This window comes from Paenarthrobacter sp. A20, assembly GCF_024168825.1.
Classification (GTDB): domain Bacteria; phylum Actinomycetota; class Actinomycetes; order Actinomycetales; family Micrococcaceae; genus Arthrobacter.
The window spans coordinates 3,774,690-3,789,940 of the sequence record NZ_JALJWH010000001.1 but is presented as its reverse complement, the minus strand read 5'-3'; the positions used below and the strand labels follow the sequence as shown (position 1 = coordinate 3,789,940).

15 protein-coding genes are annotated in these 15,251 nt (G+C 63.0%); 14 read left to right on the top strand and 1 reads right to left on the bottom strand.

Features of this window, described 5'->3' with window-relative positions; all coding sequences use genetic code 11:
* Positions 1-12 precede the first annotated feature (12 nt).
* From aroC to nusB, 6 genes are all read left to right on the top strand, one after another.
* Complete coding sequence (gene aroC / locus J3D46_RS17420; protein WP_231340029.1) at positions 13-1,212, top strand: chorismate synthase; 1,200 nt, start codon at positions 13-15, stop codon at positions 1,210-1,212.
* Positions 1,212-1,778: a shikimate kinase gene (locus J3D46_RS17415; protein ID WP_308102709.1), complete on the top strand. Its 567-nt coding sequence runs from the start codon at positions 1,212-1,214 to the stop codon at positions 1,776-1,778. The genes aroC and J3D46_RS17415 overlap by 1 nt, the downstream gene beginning before the upstream one ends.
* Positions 1,775-2,866 carry a 3-dehydroquinate synthase gene (gene aroB, locus J3D46_RS17410; protein ID WP_231340027.1) on the top strand — a complete coding sequence of 364 codons (1,092 nt, stop codon included), beginning with the start codon at positions 1,775-1,777 and terminating at the stop codon, positions 2,864-2,866. Before J3D46_RS17415 ends, aroB begins: the two co-directional genes overlap by 4 nt.
* On the top strand, positions 2,863-3,384 hold the full coding sequence (locus tag J3D46_RS17405; protein WP_253468297.1) for a lipopolysaccharide assembly protein LapB: 522 nt from the start codon (positions 2,863-2,865) through the stop codon (positions 3,382-3,384). The genes aroB and J3D46_RS17405 overlap by 4 nt, the downstream gene beginning before the upstream one ends.
* A gap of 156 nt (positions 3,385-3,540) precedes the next feature.
* Entirely contained in the window at positions 3,541-4,104 is a 564-nt protein-coding gene (gene efp / locus J3D46_RS17400) for an elongation factor P (RefSeq protein ID WP_159699223.1), read from the top strand.
* A complete protein-coding gene (nusB, locus tag J3D46_RS17395) occupies positions 4,104-4,514 on the top strand; it encodes a transcription antitermination factor NusB (RefSeq protein WP_011774956.1) in 411 nt (136 codons plus the stop codon). Before efp ends, nusB begins: the two co-directional genes overlap by 1 nt.
* Positions 4,515-4,584: 70 nt before the next feature.
* Here nusB and J3D46_RS17390 read toward each other — a convergent pair whose 3' ends face one another.
* Positions 4,585-5,877 carry a PrsW family intramembrane metalloprotease gene (locus tag J3D46_RS17390; RefSeq protein ID WP_231340025.1) on the bottom strand — a complete coding sequence of 431 codons (1,293 nt, stop codon included), beginning with the start codon at positions 5,875-5,877 and terminating at the stop codon, positions 4,585-4,587.
* A 110-nt stretch (positions 5,878-5,987) separates the two neighbouring features.
* Here J3D46_RS17390 and pyrR point away from each other — a divergent pair, with 110 nt between their 5' ends.
* From pyrR to mihF, 8 genes are all read left to right on the top strand, one after another.
* Positions 5,988-6,572 carry a bifunctional pyr operon transcriptional regulator/uracil phosphoribosyltransferase PyrR gene (gene pyrR, locus J3D46_RS17385; protein ID WP_231340024.1) on the top strand — a complete coding sequence of 195 codons (585 nt, stop codon included), beginning with the start codon at positions 5,988-5,990 and terminating at the stop codon, positions 6,570-6,572.
* Positions 6,569-7,576 carry an aspartate carbamoyltransferase catalytic subunit gene (locus tag J3D46_RS17380; protein ID WP_231340023.1) on the top strand — a complete coding sequence of 336 codons (1,008 nt, stop codon included), beginning with the start codon at positions 6,569-6,571 and terminating at the stop codon, positions 7,574-7,576. The genes pyrR and J3D46_RS17380 overlap by 4 nt, the downstream gene beginning before the upstream one ends.
* Positions 7,576-8,901 (top strand): dihydroorotase, encoded by a 1,326-nt coding sequence (locus J3D46_RS17375; protein WP_231340022.1) that lies wholly within the window; start codon positions 7,576-7,578, stop codon positions 8,899-8,901. The genes J3D46_RS17380 and J3D46_RS17375 overlap by 1 nt, the downstream gene beginning before the upstream one ends.
* The gene (locus J3D46_RS17370; RefSeq protein WP_231340021.1) at positions 8,901-9,422 is read left to right on the top strand and encodes a hypothetical protein; all 522 of its coding nucleotides are present in this window, start codon (positions 8,901-8,903) and stop codon (positions 9,420-9,422) included. Before J3D46_RS17375 ends, J3D46_RS17370 begins: the two co-directional genes overlap by 1 nt.
* Positions 9,403-10,644 (top strand): glutamine-hydrolyzing carbamoyl-phosphate synthase small subunit, encoded by a 1,242-nt coding sequence (gene carA, locus J3D46_RS17365; protein WP_231340020.1) that lies wholly within the window; start codon positions 9,403-9,405, stop codon positions 10,642-10,644. Before J3D46_RS17370 ends, carA begins: the two co-directional genes overlap by 20 nt.
* Entirely contained in the window at positions 10,644-13,952 is a 3,309-nt protein-coding gene (carB, locus tag J3D46_RS17360; RefSeq protein ID WP_231340019.1) for a carbamoyl-phosphate synthase large subunit, read from the top strand. Before carA ends, carB begins: the two co-directional genes overlap by 1 nt.
* A complete protein-coding gene (gene pyrF / locus J3D46_RS17355) occupies positions 13,945-14,820 on the top strand; it encodes an orotidine-5'-phosphate decarboxylase (protein WP_253468296.1) in 876 nt (291 codons plus the stop codon). The genes carB and pyrF overlap by 8 nt, the downstream gene beginning before the upstream one ends.
* A 97-nt stretch (positions 14,821-14,917) precedes the next feature.
* Positions 14,918-15,244, top strand: coding sequence for an integration host factor, actinobacterial type (mihF, locus tag J3D46_RS17350; RefSeq protein WP_253468295.1), 327 nt, complete (start codon positions 14,918-14,920; stop codon positions 15,242-15,244).
* The last annotated feature ends 7 nt before the right edge of the window (positions 15,245-15,251 follow it).

The window sequence follows — 15,251 nt, the reverse complement described above, 5'->3', positions numbered from 1 at the left end:
AGGATTGGTTATATGTTGCGTTGGTTGACTGCCGGTGAATCCCATGGTCCGGCTCTGATCGGAATTGTTGAAGGCGTGCCCGCCGGTGTTGAACTCACCAGCGCGCAGATTCGTGACGCCCTGGCGCGTCGCCGCCTGGGGTATGGACGTGGTGCCCGCATGAAGTTTGAGCAGGACGAGGTCACCATCATGGGCGGCGTCCGTCATGGCCTGACCCAGGGTGGTCCTGTAGCCATCCAGGTTGGCAACACCGAATGGCCCAAGTGGGAGCAGATCATGTCTGCGGATCCCGTGGACCCCGAAATCCTTGCCGACCAAGCCCGCAATGCACCACTGACCCGGCCGCGCCCGGGCCACGCCGACTTCACGGGGATGCAGAAGTACGGCTTCGACGAAGCCCGTCCGGTCCTTGAGCGCGCCAGCGCCCGCGAAACGGCCACCCGCGTGGCTCTGGGTACCGTTGCCGCCCAATTCCTGAAGCAGCTGGGCATCGGGCTGGTCAGCCACACTGTTTCGATTGCCAGCGTAGCCGTGCCCGAAGGCCGTCCGTTGCCGTTGCCGCAGGACGTTCTGGCGCTTGACGCAGATCCCCTGCGCTGCTTCGACCGCGAAACCTCGGACGCGATGGTAGCCGAGGTGGATGCTGCCCACAAAGAGGGCGAAACCCTCGGTGGAGTGGTTGAGGTTCTCGCCTACGGCCTGCCGCCGGGACTGGGCAGCTACGTGCACTGGGACCGCCGCCTTGATTCGCGCCTTGCCGCAGCACTGATGGGCATACAGGCCATCAAGGGCGTGGAGGTCGGCGACGGTTTCCTTACCGCTGCCCGCCGTGGTTCCGCCGCACACGATGAAATCCTTAAGGACGAGAACGGCAGGATCGTCCGCCAGACAAACCGGGCTGGCGGTATTGAAGGCGGCATGAGCATCGGTGAGGTCCTGAGGGTTCGCGCTGCCATGAAGCCGATCGCAACCGTTCCGCGCGCTCTGCGCACCATTGATGTCAGCACGGGAGAGCCGGCCAAGGCCCACCACCAGCGTTCGGACGTTTGTGCGGTGCCCGCGGCCGGAGTCGTCGCAGAGGCTATGGTGGCCTTGGTCCTGGCTGAGGCTGTCGCCGAGAAATTCGGTGGCGACTCCGTTGCCGAGACACAGCGAAACCTGCAGAGCTACCTCGACAGCATCCCGGCCACCCTGGACTCGGTCGGCCGGTAGTGGTCCGCCCTGTTCTGGATGGCTGTCCCGGCCGTCCCGTTGTCCTGATAGGGCCCATGGCTGTCGGCAAGTCGGCCATCGGCCAGCAGCTGGCCCAGCAGCTCGGCCTCCCGTTTGTGGACACTGACGCGGTGGTGGTTGCCGCCCACGGCAGCATCGCCGATATTTTCGCTGGACGCGGTGAACACGCCTTCCGCGAGATAGAAGCGCGAGCGGTGGCGAAGTCCATTGAGAATGCCAAAGTTCAACCAGCCATCATTTCCCTGGGCGGGGGTGCAGTCCTTGACTCCGGCACCCAGCAATTACTGGGGGAGTGCACAGTGGTCTACCTGGAGTGTGATGCGGAAACAGTTGCTGACCGGATCGCGCGGAACACGGGCAGGCCTTTGCTGCAGGGTGATGCGATGACACGGTGGGAGGCCTTGTTTGCCACGAGGCGTCCTGTCTACGAGCGTCTCGCGGACATCGTCATGGACGTCCGTTCCGGATCCGTGGCGGAAATCGGCCTCCATGTGGAGGAGCGGCTGCGCCAGCATGCAGCCTTGAAAGAGGAAGTTGAAAAGTGAGCAACGAAGCAACTGTCATCAAGGTGACTGGCCAGTCCGTCAATGAAAACTACGATGTCGTGGTGGGACGCGGCCTCCTGGCGACCCTGCCGGGGAAACTTGGTGAGCGGGTCCGGCGGGTTCTTGTCATCCACCCACGCGCCCTTCGCCTGACGGGGGATACTGTTCGCGACGAGCTCGAAGCAGCCGGGTTTACCGCGCTCACGGCCGAAATCCCGGATGCGGAGGAAGGCAAGCACATTCAGGTTGCTGCCTTCTGCTGGCAAGTACTCGGCCAGAATGATTTCACGCGCTCCGATGCCATCGTGGCTGTCGGTGGTGGCGCTGTCACCGACCTCGCCGGCTTCGTGGCCGCTACGTGGCTTCGCGGCGTCAAGGTCATCCACATGCCCACCAGCCTGCTCGGTATGGTGGATGCTTCGGTTGGCGGAAAGACCGGCATCAACACTGCAGAGGGCAAGAACCTGGTCGGCTCCTTCCACCCTCCCGCAGCCGTCCTGGCGGATCTGGACACCCTCCAGACATTGCCTAAGAACGAGCTCATTTCGGGCATGGCGGAAGTCATCAAGTGTGGCTTCATCGCCGATCCCGCGATCCTTGACTTGGTCGAAAAGAACACCGACGCCGTGCTGGACGCCGGCTCGGATGTCGTCCGCGAACTTATTGAACGTGCCATCTCGGTGAAGGCGGAGGTGGTCTCCCAGGACCTCAAGGAATCCGGCCTCCGGGAAATCCTGAACTATGGTCACACCTTGGGACACGCCATTGAGTTGGTGGAACGCTACTCATGGCGCCATGGTGCCGCTGTATCGGTGGGCATGATGTTCGCTGCGGAATTGTCGCGCAGCGTGGGCCGGTTGTCCGATACCGACGCAGATCGTCACCGCACCATCCTGGAAAGCCTGGGGCTGCCTACTACCTACCGTCGGGACCGTTGGCAGGGCCTGCTGGACGGCATGCGCCGGGACAAGAAATCCCGTGGCGACCTTCTCCGCTTCGTTGTCCTCGACGGCGTGGCCAAGCCGGGCATCCTGGAGGTTCCCGACACCTCACTCCTGTTTGCGGCCTACCAGGAGATCGCATCATGAGCGCTGCAGTCCGTGAGGGCGTCAGCGATTGGCCGACCGCCGGCTTCCCGGGCGTCCGAATGAACCCGGATACGCTGCTGCCCGTGATCGTCAACGAGGAAGTCATGGAGTCTGCGCTTGCGGCTTCAGAAGACCCCGCTGACCGCATCATGGCCTTGCTGCTTGAAAACCAGCCGAAGGAAGCCGCCGAGTTGCTGGCTGAGGCCCGCTACAAGGATCCTGAGTCATTCCGCCTAAGGATCTTCGAGGCCGAGGTCCACCGGGCCACCAACCGCCTTGACCGGGCTGTGCAGTTGTTCCGTCAGTTGCTTCACGAAGTCCAGGGCAGTTCCAAGGAAGCGATCGTCCATCAGTATCTGGGCCGTGCTTATTTCGTGAGTGGCAACGCCCTTGCAGCGTCCGAGGAGTTCTCCAGGGCGCTGGACCTAAGGGTATCCATGGCTGCCGATGCGGCGCTGATCTATTCATCAGCCGTGGCCCTGCAGCGGGCCCGCAACGTACTCGAAGTTGCCTGCTGAAAGCTGGTCAAATCCCCGTTCGCAGGCCTACGGCCCATTTGCCGGTAGAATGGTTCTTGGATTTTTGATAAATACGCGCTGGCGGGCCGTTTGGCATGCCTGCCTGGCATAGACGAACTGGCAGCTTGAACCAGTGAGAGAAACCTGAGGATACGAGTGGCAACCACAAACGACATCAAGAACGGGACCGTACTGAAGCTCGAGGGCCAGCTCTGGAACATCATCGAGTTCCAGCACGTCAAGCCGGGCAAGGGCGGCGCGTTCGTCCGTACCAAGATGCGCAACGTCATGTCCGGCAAGGTGGTCGACAAGACCTTCAACGCCGGCCTGAAGATCGAAACCGCAACGGTTGACCGCCGTGACTACCAGTACCTGTACCAGGATGGCGAAGACTTCGTCTTCATGGACACCCAGGACTTCGACCAGATCACCGTCACCGGTGCAACTGTCGGCGACGCCACCAACTTCATGCTCGAAAACCAGATGGTCAACATTGCCATCCACGAGGGCAATCCGCTGTACATCGAACTGCCCCCGAGCGTCGTCCTCGAAATTACCTACACGGAGCCGGGCCTTCAGGGCGACCGCTCCTCGGCAGGCACCAAGCCGGCCACTGTTGAAACCGGCTACGAGATCCAGGTTCCGCTGTTCGTTGAGCAGGGCACCAAGGTCAAGGTCGACACCCGCGATGGCAGCTACCTGGGTCGGGTCAACGACTAGTGAGCGCACGCGGTAAAGCCCGTAGCAGGGCTCTTGAAGTACTCTTCGAGGCGGAGCAGCGCTCCGTTTCGGCTTTCGACGCCATGACCGCGCGCCGGGAGAAAACCGACTTGGTCATCAACCCCTACACGGTGGAAATCGTTGAGGGCGTTGTTTCCATGCAGGCAACCATCGATGAGTTCCTGCAGACGTACGCCCAGGGATGGACGTTGGAGCGCATGCCGTCAGTGGACCGCATCATTCTTCGGATCGGAGCTTGGGAGCTCCTCTACAACGATGAGGTTCCGGATGGCGTGGCGGTCAGCGAAGCCGTTGCCCTCGCCAAGACGATGTCCACGGACGAGTCCCCGGCCTTCATCAATGGCCTCCTTGGCCGACTGCAGAAGCTCAAGCCGTCACTTCTCGCGTAGGTACATCGCCTGGTTTGAACGCACAAGGACCCGCTTCACAGGAAACTGTGGAAGCGGGTCCTTTTTTGCGTTACTGGAGAACTGCGGCCCTGAGGCCAGGGATGCTGCGCAGATGTTCAAGCTCATCGTGCTGGTGAAGATGGACGTCACGGCCGCTAAGTATCCGTTGGCGGGTGAACGCCAACGCGGTGGCTCCTTTGATGAAGGCTTTCATCTGAGGCCCACGTCCGCGGGAGGATGCCCAGCGAACGGCATGTTTGCGACCCTTCGCGGTGGCCAGCATTTCCACTTCGGCCGGGGTGAACCACCCTGCCCGGGCATACTCCATGAGCCGTTGCCGTGTGAGTTTTCCTTCGGCGACACGGAGAAGGATGATGCCCACAGCGGCAACCAGGAAAATCGGAACCTGGACTACGAAGTACTCCACCAGGAAGTCCTGGCCCATGCTGTTCCAGCGGTTGTGCAGGAACATTGCGGGCAGCAAGCCGATGAAGAACGCCAGAACGGCATAACCCGGGTGCCATTTCCGGGCTGCGAAGCCCATGATCAATCCGGTTGTTCCCGTGAAGACCGCATGAGCAAAGGGTGACATGACGCCGCGGAGGATGAAGATACGTACCAAGTCAGTGCCGGGATCCGTTGACGAGGCAATTTCGCGTCCGAAGTAGAGGATGTTCTCTGTGAAGGCGAAACCGGCGGCAATCGTGAACGCGAACACCACACCGTCAACCGGACCGTCGAAGTACTTCCGTGCGGCCAGGATCAAGACCAGCAACCCCAGAGACTTGGTGAATTCCTCCACGATGGGCGCTTGGACGGTTGCCATGAAGTAGGTGAACGCTTCTTCGCTGCTGGTTGGCGCGGCCAGGGCGAAGAGCGGTTGGATGAGCAACGTCCCGGCGATGGAAACAGCGGCACCCCACGTGAAAGCGAACCACAGGAGCCTTTTCGGTTCAGGCTCCCACCGGTCAATGAGGCGGACTGTCAGCAGAACCACCGACAAGGGAATCAAGGAAGCAATAAAACCAACCACAAAGCCGGTGACGCCAGTGTTGCCAAGAAGGAACGGCACCACCAGCAGGAGACTGGCAAGGGCCAGTACTGCGCCCGTGATGACCAAGGGCAGTGTGCCCAACGAACGGCCGCGTGGCGCTGGTGGCATGGCCCAGGTTTGCTGGGGGAGCGATGCCGGATTTCCCGGCGCAGGCTGGAAGTTCCCTGGTTGGACGCGGCCAATCCATGTGGGGTTGGCCGCAGGTTCCAGATAGGGCCGCGGATAGGGTTGTCCGCCAGGCTGCCCGTTCGGGTTCATGGTCATGGACACGAGCCTATTCCACGGCATGGAATGTGAGCTTAAACTCATGCCCGGCGTCCGCTGAGGGTGAGGCCGGAAAGGGCCGTTGTGGTAGCTTTGAAAAGCAAATATTCCTTTTTTAATTCCGTCCCGTGAGGCGGGGAAAGGGGAGACGAGCGATGACTGAAGTCACTTCAGCGCACGTGCCGTCGCGGGTTGTTCTCAATCAGGCGGACATTGATCGTGCGCTCACTCGTATCGCCCACGAGATCCTTGAAGCCAACAAAGGCTCCCAGGACCTGGTTCTTTTGGGCATTCCCAGCCGCGGCTATCCATTGGCCGTGCGGCTTGCCAACAAGATCGCAGCGGCCGATCCCACAGTCAACGCTGAAACGATTGTTGGCCAACTGGACGTCACCATGTTCCGTGACGATCTTTCCCACCAGCCAACCCGGCCCCCGCGGCACACCCGGCTTCCGTTGTCCGGCATCGATGACAAGGTTGTTGTCCTGATCGACGACGTCCTGTATTCGGGACGCACCATCCGCGCGGCCCTGGACGCCTTGGTGGACCTCGGGCGCCCGAGGATTGTCCGATTGGCGGTCCTGGTGGACAGGGGCCACCGAGAGCTCCCCATTCGCGCCGACCATGTGGGAAAGAACCTGCCTACGTCCTCCGCGGAAAAGGTCCGCGTCCATCTTGAGGAAATCGACTCCGTGGACGGTGTGCCCGTCAACGAGGTAGTTATTGAGGCAGGCAAGTGAAACACCTCCTTTCCACCGAAAACCTCAGCGCTTATGATGCCATCCGTGTCCTGGATACAGCGGAGGAAATGTCCGCTGTCGGCGAGCGTGAAGTGAAGAAACTGCCGGCCCTGCGCGGCCGGACAGTGGTTAACCTTTTCTTCGAGGACTCCACCCGTACCAGGATCTCTTTCGAGGCAGCAGCCAAGCGCCTGTCCGCAGACGTCATCAACTTCGCCGCGAAGGGATCCTCTGTGTCCAAGGGGGAGTCCCTCAAAGACACCGCCCAGACGCTCGCCGCGATGGGCGCCGACGCCGTCGTCATCCGCCACTGGGCTTCTGGTGCGCCACACCGGCTCGCTGCCACGGACTGGATTGACGCAGCAGTCATCAATGCCGGTGACGGCACCCACGAACACCCAACGCAAGCGCTCCTGGATGCCTTCACCATGCGCCGGCACTGGTCGCAGGTCAACGGCACAGAGTCCACCGGTGCGGACCTCAAGGGCATGCGGGTAGCGATTGCCGGGGATGTCCTGCACTCCCGCGTCGCCCGGTCCAACGTTTGGTTGTTGAAGACACTTGGCGCCGAGGTCACGCTGGTGGCGCCTCCCACGCTGCTGCCGATCGGCGTCGAGCACTGGCCCTGCAAGGTCAGCTACGACCTGGACCAAACTCTTGAGGCCGGCATTGACGCCATGATGATGTTGCGCGTCCAGGGTGAGCGGATGAACGCTTCGTTCTTCCCCTCCACCCGCGAGTACTCCCGCCGCTGGGGCTTCGATGACGCGAGGCTCCGTGCGTTGGATGACCTGGGAATGAAGGACACCATCATCATGCACCCGGGTCCCATGAACCGGGGCCTGGAAATTTCTTCGGCCGCCGCGGATTCGCCGCGATCCACTGTGCTTGCCCAAGTGCGCAACGGCGTATCGGTCCGCATGGCCGCCCTGTACCTGCTGCTCTCCGGGGATTCCCGCGGAGCAGCCTCGAACGTAAGCCAGTCCAGCAAGGAGACCAACTGATGGCCGAGAACAGCTACCTGATTCGTGGGGCCGCCATCCTCGGCGGCGAAGCCGAGGACCTGCTGATCCGCGACGGCATGATCGAAGCCCGCGGCAAGGACCTTGCGGCTGAGGGTGCCACCGTCATCGATGCCGCGGGCCTCGTCGCCCTGCCCGGCATGGTGGACGTGCACACCCACCTGCGCGAACCCGGCCGCGAAGACGCCGAGACGGTGGAAACCGGTACCCGTGCTGCCGCCTTGGGTGGTTTCACCGCCGTCCATGCGATGGCCAACAGCAACCCGGTGGCCGACACTGCGGGCGTTGTGGAACAGGTCCACAGCCTGGGCCGCGCGTCCGGCTGGGTGGACGTCCGCCCCGTGGGTGCAGTCACCGTGGGCCTGGCCGGTGAGCAGCTCGCCGAGCTCGGCGCCATGGCCGACTCCCGGGCCCGGGTCCGCATGTTCTCCGACGACGGGATCTGCGTCCACGACCCCGTGATCATGCGCCGTGCGCTGGAGTACGTGAAAGCGTTCGACGGCGTGGTGGCCCAGCACGCGCAGGAACCGCGCCTTACCGCCGGGGCACAGATGAACGAAGGCACCGTCTCGGCAGTGCTGGGATTGACTGGATGGCCTGCTGTTGCCGAGGAAAGCATCATTGCCCGCGACGTCCTGCTTGCCCAGCATGTGGGTTCACGCCTGCATGTCTGCCACGTCTCCACTGCCGGATCCGTGGAAATTGTGCGCTGGGCCAAGGCACGGGGAATCAACGTCACAGCCGAGGTCACCCCCCACCACCTGCTCCTGACTGACGAGCTGGTCCGCAGTTACGACCCCGTGTACAAGGTCAACCCGCCGCTGCGTACCGATGCTGACGTACAAGCGCTGCGCGAGGGCCTCGCCGACGGCACCATCGACGTCGTCGGAACGGACCACGCCCCGCACCCCAGCGAGCACAAGGAATGCGAGTGGGCGCAGGCGGCGATGGGCATGACCGGCCTGGAAACCGCGCTTTCGGTGGTCCAGGAGACCATGATCGAGACCGGCCTCATGACATGGGCGGACTTCGCGAGGGTTACGTCCTTCACTCCGGCGATCATTGGCCGCGTCGCTGATCAGGGCCGTCCGCTCGAGGTTGGCGAGCCGGCCAACGTCATTCTTGTGGACCCGGCTGCGCGTTGGACCGTTGACCCCCATAAAATGGCAACCATGGGCCGCAATTCACCATTCAAGGGCAAGGAGCTGCCCGGATCCGTTGTGGCTACCTTCTTCAAGGGCCACCCCACTGTCCTTGACGGCAAGCTCAACACGCCGTACCGGTACCCGGCAGTCAGCAGCAATTAATGGACAACCAGACACTGACCGTGATCATCACGGTGCCATTGATTGTCGTCGTACTGGCGATGATCTGGCTGGGGTGGCGTAACAGGCTCAGGCGACAGGCCGACGTCGAACGCCTTCCCGGGGTGCCGGAGCAGCTGACGCCGGCCACCGTCGTCGCGGAAGGGCAATATGTTGCCACCACCACGGCAGGGGACTGGCTGGACCGGATCGCGGTCCAGGGCCTTGGCATCCGGACCAACGCGGAACTGAGCATCCACGCCGAAGGCGTGCTGTTCGACCGATCCGGTGCCGCCCCCGTGTTCATCCCGCGCGCCGCAGTAGTGGACAGTCGCGAGTCCAACGGCATGGCTGGCAAGTTCGTCGAGAAGGACGGACTCCTGGTCATCAGTTGGAAGCTCGGCAGCCAGGAACTCGACACCGGGTTCCGTTCCAGGCACGCAGCCGACAAGCAGCTCCTCCTCGAAGCCCTCCAGGAATTGACCTCCGCAGCCCCTCAGGCAGATGCCGATAGTGGAAAGTAATAAAGTGACGGATAGTAAAGCAGCCACCACACCCACCTCCTCAGCAGCAGTGCTGGTGCTCGAAGACGGCCGCATGTTCCGCGGCCGCAGCTACGGCGCACAGGGAACCGCACTCGGCGAAGCCGTGTTCGCCACCGGTATGACCGGTTACCAGGAGACCATCACCGACCCCTCCTATGCGCGCCAACTGGTAGTCCAGACGGCCCCGCACATCGGCAACACCGGAGTCAACAGCGAAGACGCTGAGTCCCGCCGTATCTGGGTTGCCGGATACATCGTGCGCGACGCTGCCCGCCGACCCTCCAACTGGCGCTCCGAACGGAGCCTCGATGACGAATTGGTGGAGCAGGGCATTGTTGGCATCCAGGGTGTCGACACCCGCGCCATCACCCGTCACCTCCGCGAGCACAAGACCATGCGGGCCGGCATCTTCTCAGGTGAGGCCGCTCAGGTATCCGACAAGGAACTGGTCGATGCCGTCCTGGCCAGCGCCCCCATGGAAGGTGCAGCGCTGGCGGAGGAAGTCTCCATCGATAAGGCGTATGTCGTTGAGCCCAAGGACCACGGCTGGGAAGGCGAGCCGCGGTTCTCCATCGCCGCCGTTGACCTCGGCATCAAGGCCATGACACCTGTTCGCTTCGCCGAGCGCGGTGTGCGCGTCCACGTCCTGCCGGCCACCTCCACGCTGGAAGACGTCAACGCGGTCAACCCGGATGGATTCTTCATGTCCAACGGACCTGGCGACCCGGCCACGGCTGATCACCAGGTTTCCCTGTTGCGCTCGGTGCTGGACGAGAAGCTGCCGTACTTCGGTATCTGCTTCGGCAACCAGATCTTGGGCCGCGCCCTCGGCTTCGGCACCTACAAGCTCCGCTATGGTCACCGCGGCATCAACCAGCCCGTTATGGACCGCCGCACAGGCAAGGTGGAAATCACCTCGCAGAACCACGGCTTTGCCGTCGACGCCCCGATGAACGGTGCCACGGTGGCTCCCGAAGAGCGCTACGGACGGGTTGAAGTCAGCCACGTGTCGTTGAACGACGACGTCGTTGAAGGACTCGCCTGCCTCGACATCCCGGCATTCTCGGTCCAGTACCACCCCGAGGCCGCGGCCGGGCCGCACGATGCCGCGTACCTGTTCGACCGCTTCATCGATCTCATGGCTGAGACGAAGTCCGGCGCCGCCAACACCACCGACTCCAAGACTGAGGACAAGAAGTAATGCCCAAGCGTACAGATCTCAAGAGCGTCCTTGTCATCGGTTCCGGCCCGATCGTCATTGGGCAGGCTGCCGAATTCGATTACTCCGGTACCCAGGCACTGCGCGTCCTCAAGGAGGAAGGCCTCCGCGTCATCCTCGTGAACTCCAACCCGGCCACCATCATGACGGACCCCGAGTTTGCCGACGCCACCTATGTTGAGCCCATCACCCCCGAGGTGGTGGAGAAGATCATCGCCAAGGAGCGCCCGGATGCCATCCTGCCGACCCTCGGTGGCCAGACTGCTTTGAACACCGCCATTGCGCTGGACAAGAACGGCGTGCTGGAGAAGTACAACGTAGAGCTGATCGGTGCGAACATTGCTGCCATTGAGCTTGGTGAAGACCGCGAGAAGTTCAAGGGCGTCGTAGAGCGTTGTGGCGCAGAGTCCGCGCGCAGCCACATCATCCACACCATGGAAGAAGCGTTCAAAGCCGCGGAGGACCTCGGCTACCCGATGGTGGTCCGTCCTTCCTTCACCATGGGTGGCTTGGGCTCCGGCTTGGCGTACAACGAGGACGACCTCCGCCGCATCGTAGGCCAGGGGCTGCAGTACAGCCCCACCACCGAGGTCCTGCTTGAAGAGAGCATCCTCGGCTGGAAGGAGTACGAGCTCGAGATGATGCGGGACAAGAACGACAACGTCGTTGTTGTTTGCTCCATCGAGAACTTCGATCCCGTAGGCGTCCACACCGGTGATTCCATCACGGTTGCTCCGGCCCTGACCCTCACCGACCGCGAGTACCAGAAGCTGCGCGACGTCTCCATTGCCGTCATCCGCGAAGTCGGCGTGGACACCGGTGGCTGCAACATCCAGTTCGCCATCGACCCCGCCACTGGTCGTGTGGTGGTCATCGAGATGAACCCGCGAGTGTCCCGCTCTTCTGCCTTGGCATCCAAGGCAACCGGCTTCGCCATTGCAAAGATCGCCACCAAGCTTTCCCTGGGCTACACCCTGGACGAGATCCCCAACGACATCACGCAGAAGACGCCGGCTTCGTTTGAGCCGACACTCGACTACGTTGTGGTCAAGGTTCCCCGCTTCGCCTTCGAGAAGTTCCCGGCAGCGGACAACACGCTGACCACCACCATGAAGTCCGTCGGCGAAGCCATGGCCATGGGCCGCAACTTCACCGAGGCCCTGCAGAAGGCCCTGCGCTCCTTGGAACAGAAGGGGTCCCAGCTGGACTTCAGCTCGGTGCCGGAGTACGAAGTGGCCGAGCTCATCGAGAAAGCCAAGCGCCCCACCACGGACCGCCTGCACCAGGTGCAGCGTGCGATGCTCGGCGGCGCCAGCGTGGAGGACCTCTTCGAGGCCACCAAGATCGATCCTTGGTTCCTGGACCAGCTGCAGCTTCTCAACGAGACCGCGCAGGAGATCCGCAAGGCCGGTGTGCTGACCGAAGACATGCTGCGCAACGCCAAGCGCCACGGCTTCTCGGACGAGCAGATCGGTGCCCTCACGCATAACCCTGAGGCCGTTGTCCGTGGGGTCCGCCACGCCTTGGGCATCCGTCCGGTCTACAAGACGGTGGACACCTGCGCCGCGGAGTTCGCCGCCTACACGCCGTACCACTACTCCGCCTACGACGAAGAAGACGAAGTCGGCCTGCACGCCAAGCCCTCCGTCATCATCCTTGGCTCCGGCCCCAACCGCATCGGCCAGGGCATCGAGTTCGACTACTCCTGCGTGCATGCCTCCATGGCCCTGCGCAAAGCCGGATACGAGACCGTCATGGTCAACTGCAACCCAGAAACTGTCTCCACCGACTACGACGTCTCCACACGCCTGTACTTCGAGCCGCTGACCCTTGAGGATGTCCTCGAAGTCATCGCCGCCGAAGAGCGCACTGGCGGTGTCATGGGTGTCTTCGTGCAGCTCGGTGGACAGACTCCGCTGAAGCTGGCACAGCAGCTGGCCGACGCCGGCGTGCCGATCCTGGGCACCTCCCCTGAGGCGATCGACCTTGCTGAGCACCGTGGCGCCTTTGCGCGCGTTCTGGACGAAGCCGGCCTGACCTCCCCGAAGAACGGCACCGCTGTTTCCTTCGAGGACGCCAAGAAGATCGCTGACGAGATCGGCTATCCGGTCCTGGTGCGTCCGTCGTACGTCCTTGGCGGCCGTGGCATGGAGATCGTCTACGACGAACCCAATCTCTCCCGCTACATTGCCAACGCCACGGAGATCACGCCGGACCACCCGGTGCTGATCGACCGCTTCCTCGAAGACGCCGTCGAAATCGACGTCGACGCCCTCTTCGATGGCACCGACATGTACCTCGGCGGGATCATGGAACACATCGAGGAAGCCGGTATCCACTCCGGCGACTCGGCCTGCGTGCTTCCGCCGATCACGCTCGGCACCAACGTCATTGAGCGCGTGCGCACGGCAACCCGTGCCATCGCTGAAGGCGTGGGCGTCCGCGGCCTCATCAACATCCAGTTCGCGTTGGCCTCAGACGTCCTGTACGTCCTTGAAGCCAACCCGCGCGCTTCCCGCACCGTTCCGTTCGTCTCCAAGGCCACGGGCGTGCAGATGGCCAAGGCCGCTGCCCTGATCGGCACCGGCGTGACCATCAACCAACTCCGCGGCGCCTACAAGATGCTGCCGGAAACCGGTGACGGTTCCACGCTGCCTTTGGACGCGCCGGTTGCCGTGAAGGAAGCCGTTCTGCCGTTCAGCCGTTTCCGCACTCCGGAGGGCAAGGTCGTGGACTCCCTGCTCGGCCCGGAAATGCGCTCCACGGGCGAAGTCATGGGTATCGACAAGCACTTCGACACCGCCTTCGCCAAGAGCCAGGCCGCTGCGAACAACGCCTTGCCCACAGGGGGCAAGATCTTCGTCTCCGTGGCCAACCGCGACAAGCGCTCGGTCATCATGGGCGTCAAGCGCCTTTCTGACCTGGGCTTCGAGATCGTCTCCACCGGTGGCACGGCGGACGTCCTGCGCCGCAACGGCATCCAGGCGACTCCGGTGCGCAAGGTAGCCGAGGGCAGCAGCGCCGAAGGCGAAGGCACCATCGCGGACCTCGTTATCGCGGGCGAGATCGATATGGTCTTCAACACACCCTCCGGTGGCGAAGCCCGCAGCGACGGCTACGAACTCCGTGCCGCAGCCACCTCCATCGGCATTCCCTGCATCACCACCGTCGCCGAATTCAATGCCGCGGTGCAGGCCATCGAGGCACTGCGCACCTACGAGTGGTCCGTGACCAGCTTGCAGGAGCACGCAGCCAACCTGGCAGCAGCAGTGGAAGCGGCCAATGCCTGAGTCTGCTGAAGCACAGCAAGGGCAGCAGCCCATCCGGGAGTCCTTTGGCTCCCGGCTGGCTGCCGCCATGGCCGCGCGCGGTCCGCTCTGCGTCGGAATCGATCCTCATCCGCAGCTCCTGGCTGAATGGGGATTGAACGACGACGCCACCGGGCTGGAGCGCTTCTCGCTGACGGTCGTGGAGGCCGTGGGTTCCCTCGCTGCCGCGGTCAAGCCGCAAGTGGCGCTGTACGAACGTCATGGGTCGGCTGGTATGGCCGTCCTGGAGCGCACGCTGGCTGCCTCAGCGGAGGCCGGCGTGCTGAGCATCGCCGACGCCAAGCGTGGAGACATCGGTTCCACCATGGCTGCCTATGCCGATGCCTGGCTGCGTGACGGGTCATCCTTGGCCGCGGACTCGGTGACTTTGAGCCCATACCTTGGCTTTGAGTCGCTGCGTCCGGCGCTGGACCTCGCAGCCCAGTACGGCAGGGGAGTGTTTGTGCTCGCACTGACGTCCAATCCTGAAGGCAAGTCGGTCCAGCATGTTGGCGGAACTGATTCCGTTGCCCGCCGGATCGTGGCTGCAGCAACCACGGAGAACCAGCGCTATGGCGGCGCCCTGGGTTCGGTTGGCTTGGTGGTGGGTGCCACTATTGGTTCGGCACTGGAGGATCTGGATATCGATCTTGGTCCAGTTCGCGGCGCCATCCTGGCTCCGGGACTCGGTGCCCAGGGCGCTACACCGGCCGATCTGCGTGCGACTTTCGGCGATGCGTATCCGAGCGTCCTGGCCACCTCCAGCCGTGGGATCCTGGCTGCTGGTCCAGCCGTCGCAGCGCTGCGTGCCGCAACCGAGGAGACTCTGCGGGGACTTCGCCCGGAGTAAGTTGCCAAGCCTCATTGCGCAACCGGGCCCCTGCCGGTAGGTTCAGGATCAGTCCGCGTGATCTGGATCACAATCTCGATCTGACAGGGGTTTGGCAGTGGGCCTTAAAGAGCTGACACCACAGGAGCGTTCCGATGCGTTGGAGAAGGCCGCCAAGGCGCGGGCAGTGCGTGCCGCCGCCAAGGATCGGCTCAAGCGTGGCGAGGTGAGCATTGCCGAGTTGATCTCCTCAGGTTCTACCGACGAGGCGATTGCACGCATGCGGGTGGTGGAACTCCTGGAGGCCCTGCCGGGTATTGGGCCCGTCAGGGCGGCCGGGATCATGGCGGAGATTGGCATCGCAGGATCCCGCCGCATCAGGGGCCTGGGAATTCACCAGGCCCGGGCGCTGGTAGATTTTATGGATACCCAGCAAAGCGTGTAACGCATCT

What these genes read in the sequence shown, in the direction of transcription:
- aroC (WP_231340029.1), top strand. Translation starts at nt 13, where the DNA reads ATGTTGCGTTGGTTGACTGCCGGTGAATCCCATGGTCCGGCTCTGATC.
- J3D46_RS17405 (WP_253468297.1), top strand. Translation starts at nt 2,863, where the DNA reads ATGAGCGCTGCAGTCCGTGAGGGCGTCAGCGATTGGCCGACCGCCGGC.
- J3D46_RS17390 (WP_231340025.1), bottom strand. Translation starts at nt 5,877, where the DNA reads ATGAGTTTAAGCTCACATTCCATGCCGTGGAATAGGCTCGTGTCCATG.
- pyrR (WP_231340024.1), top strand. Translation starts at nt 5,988, where the DNA reads ATGACTGAAGTCACTTCAGCGCACGTGCCGTCGCGGGTTGTTCTCAAT.
- J3D46_RS17375 (WP_231340022.1), top strand. Translation starts at nt 7,576, where the DNA reads ATGGCCGAGAACAGCTACCTGATTCGTGGGGCCGCCATCCTCGGCGGC.
- J3D46_RS17370 (WP_231340021.1), top strand. Translation starts at nt 8,901, where the DNA reads ATGGACAACCAGACACTGACCGTGATCATCACGGTGCCATTGATTGTC.
- carA (WP_231340020.1), top strand. Translation starts at nt 9,403, where the DNA reads ATGCCGATAGTGGAAAGTAATAAAGTGACGGATAGTAAAGCAGCCACC.
- carB (WP_231340019.1), top strand. Translation starts at nt 10,644, where the DNA reads ATGCCCAAGCGTACAGATCTCAAGAGCGTCCTTGTCATCGGTTCCGGC.
- pyrF (WP_253468296.1), top strand. Translation starts at nt 13,945, where the DNA reads ATGCCTGAGTCTGCTGAAGCACAGCAAGGGCAGCAGCCCATCCGGGAG.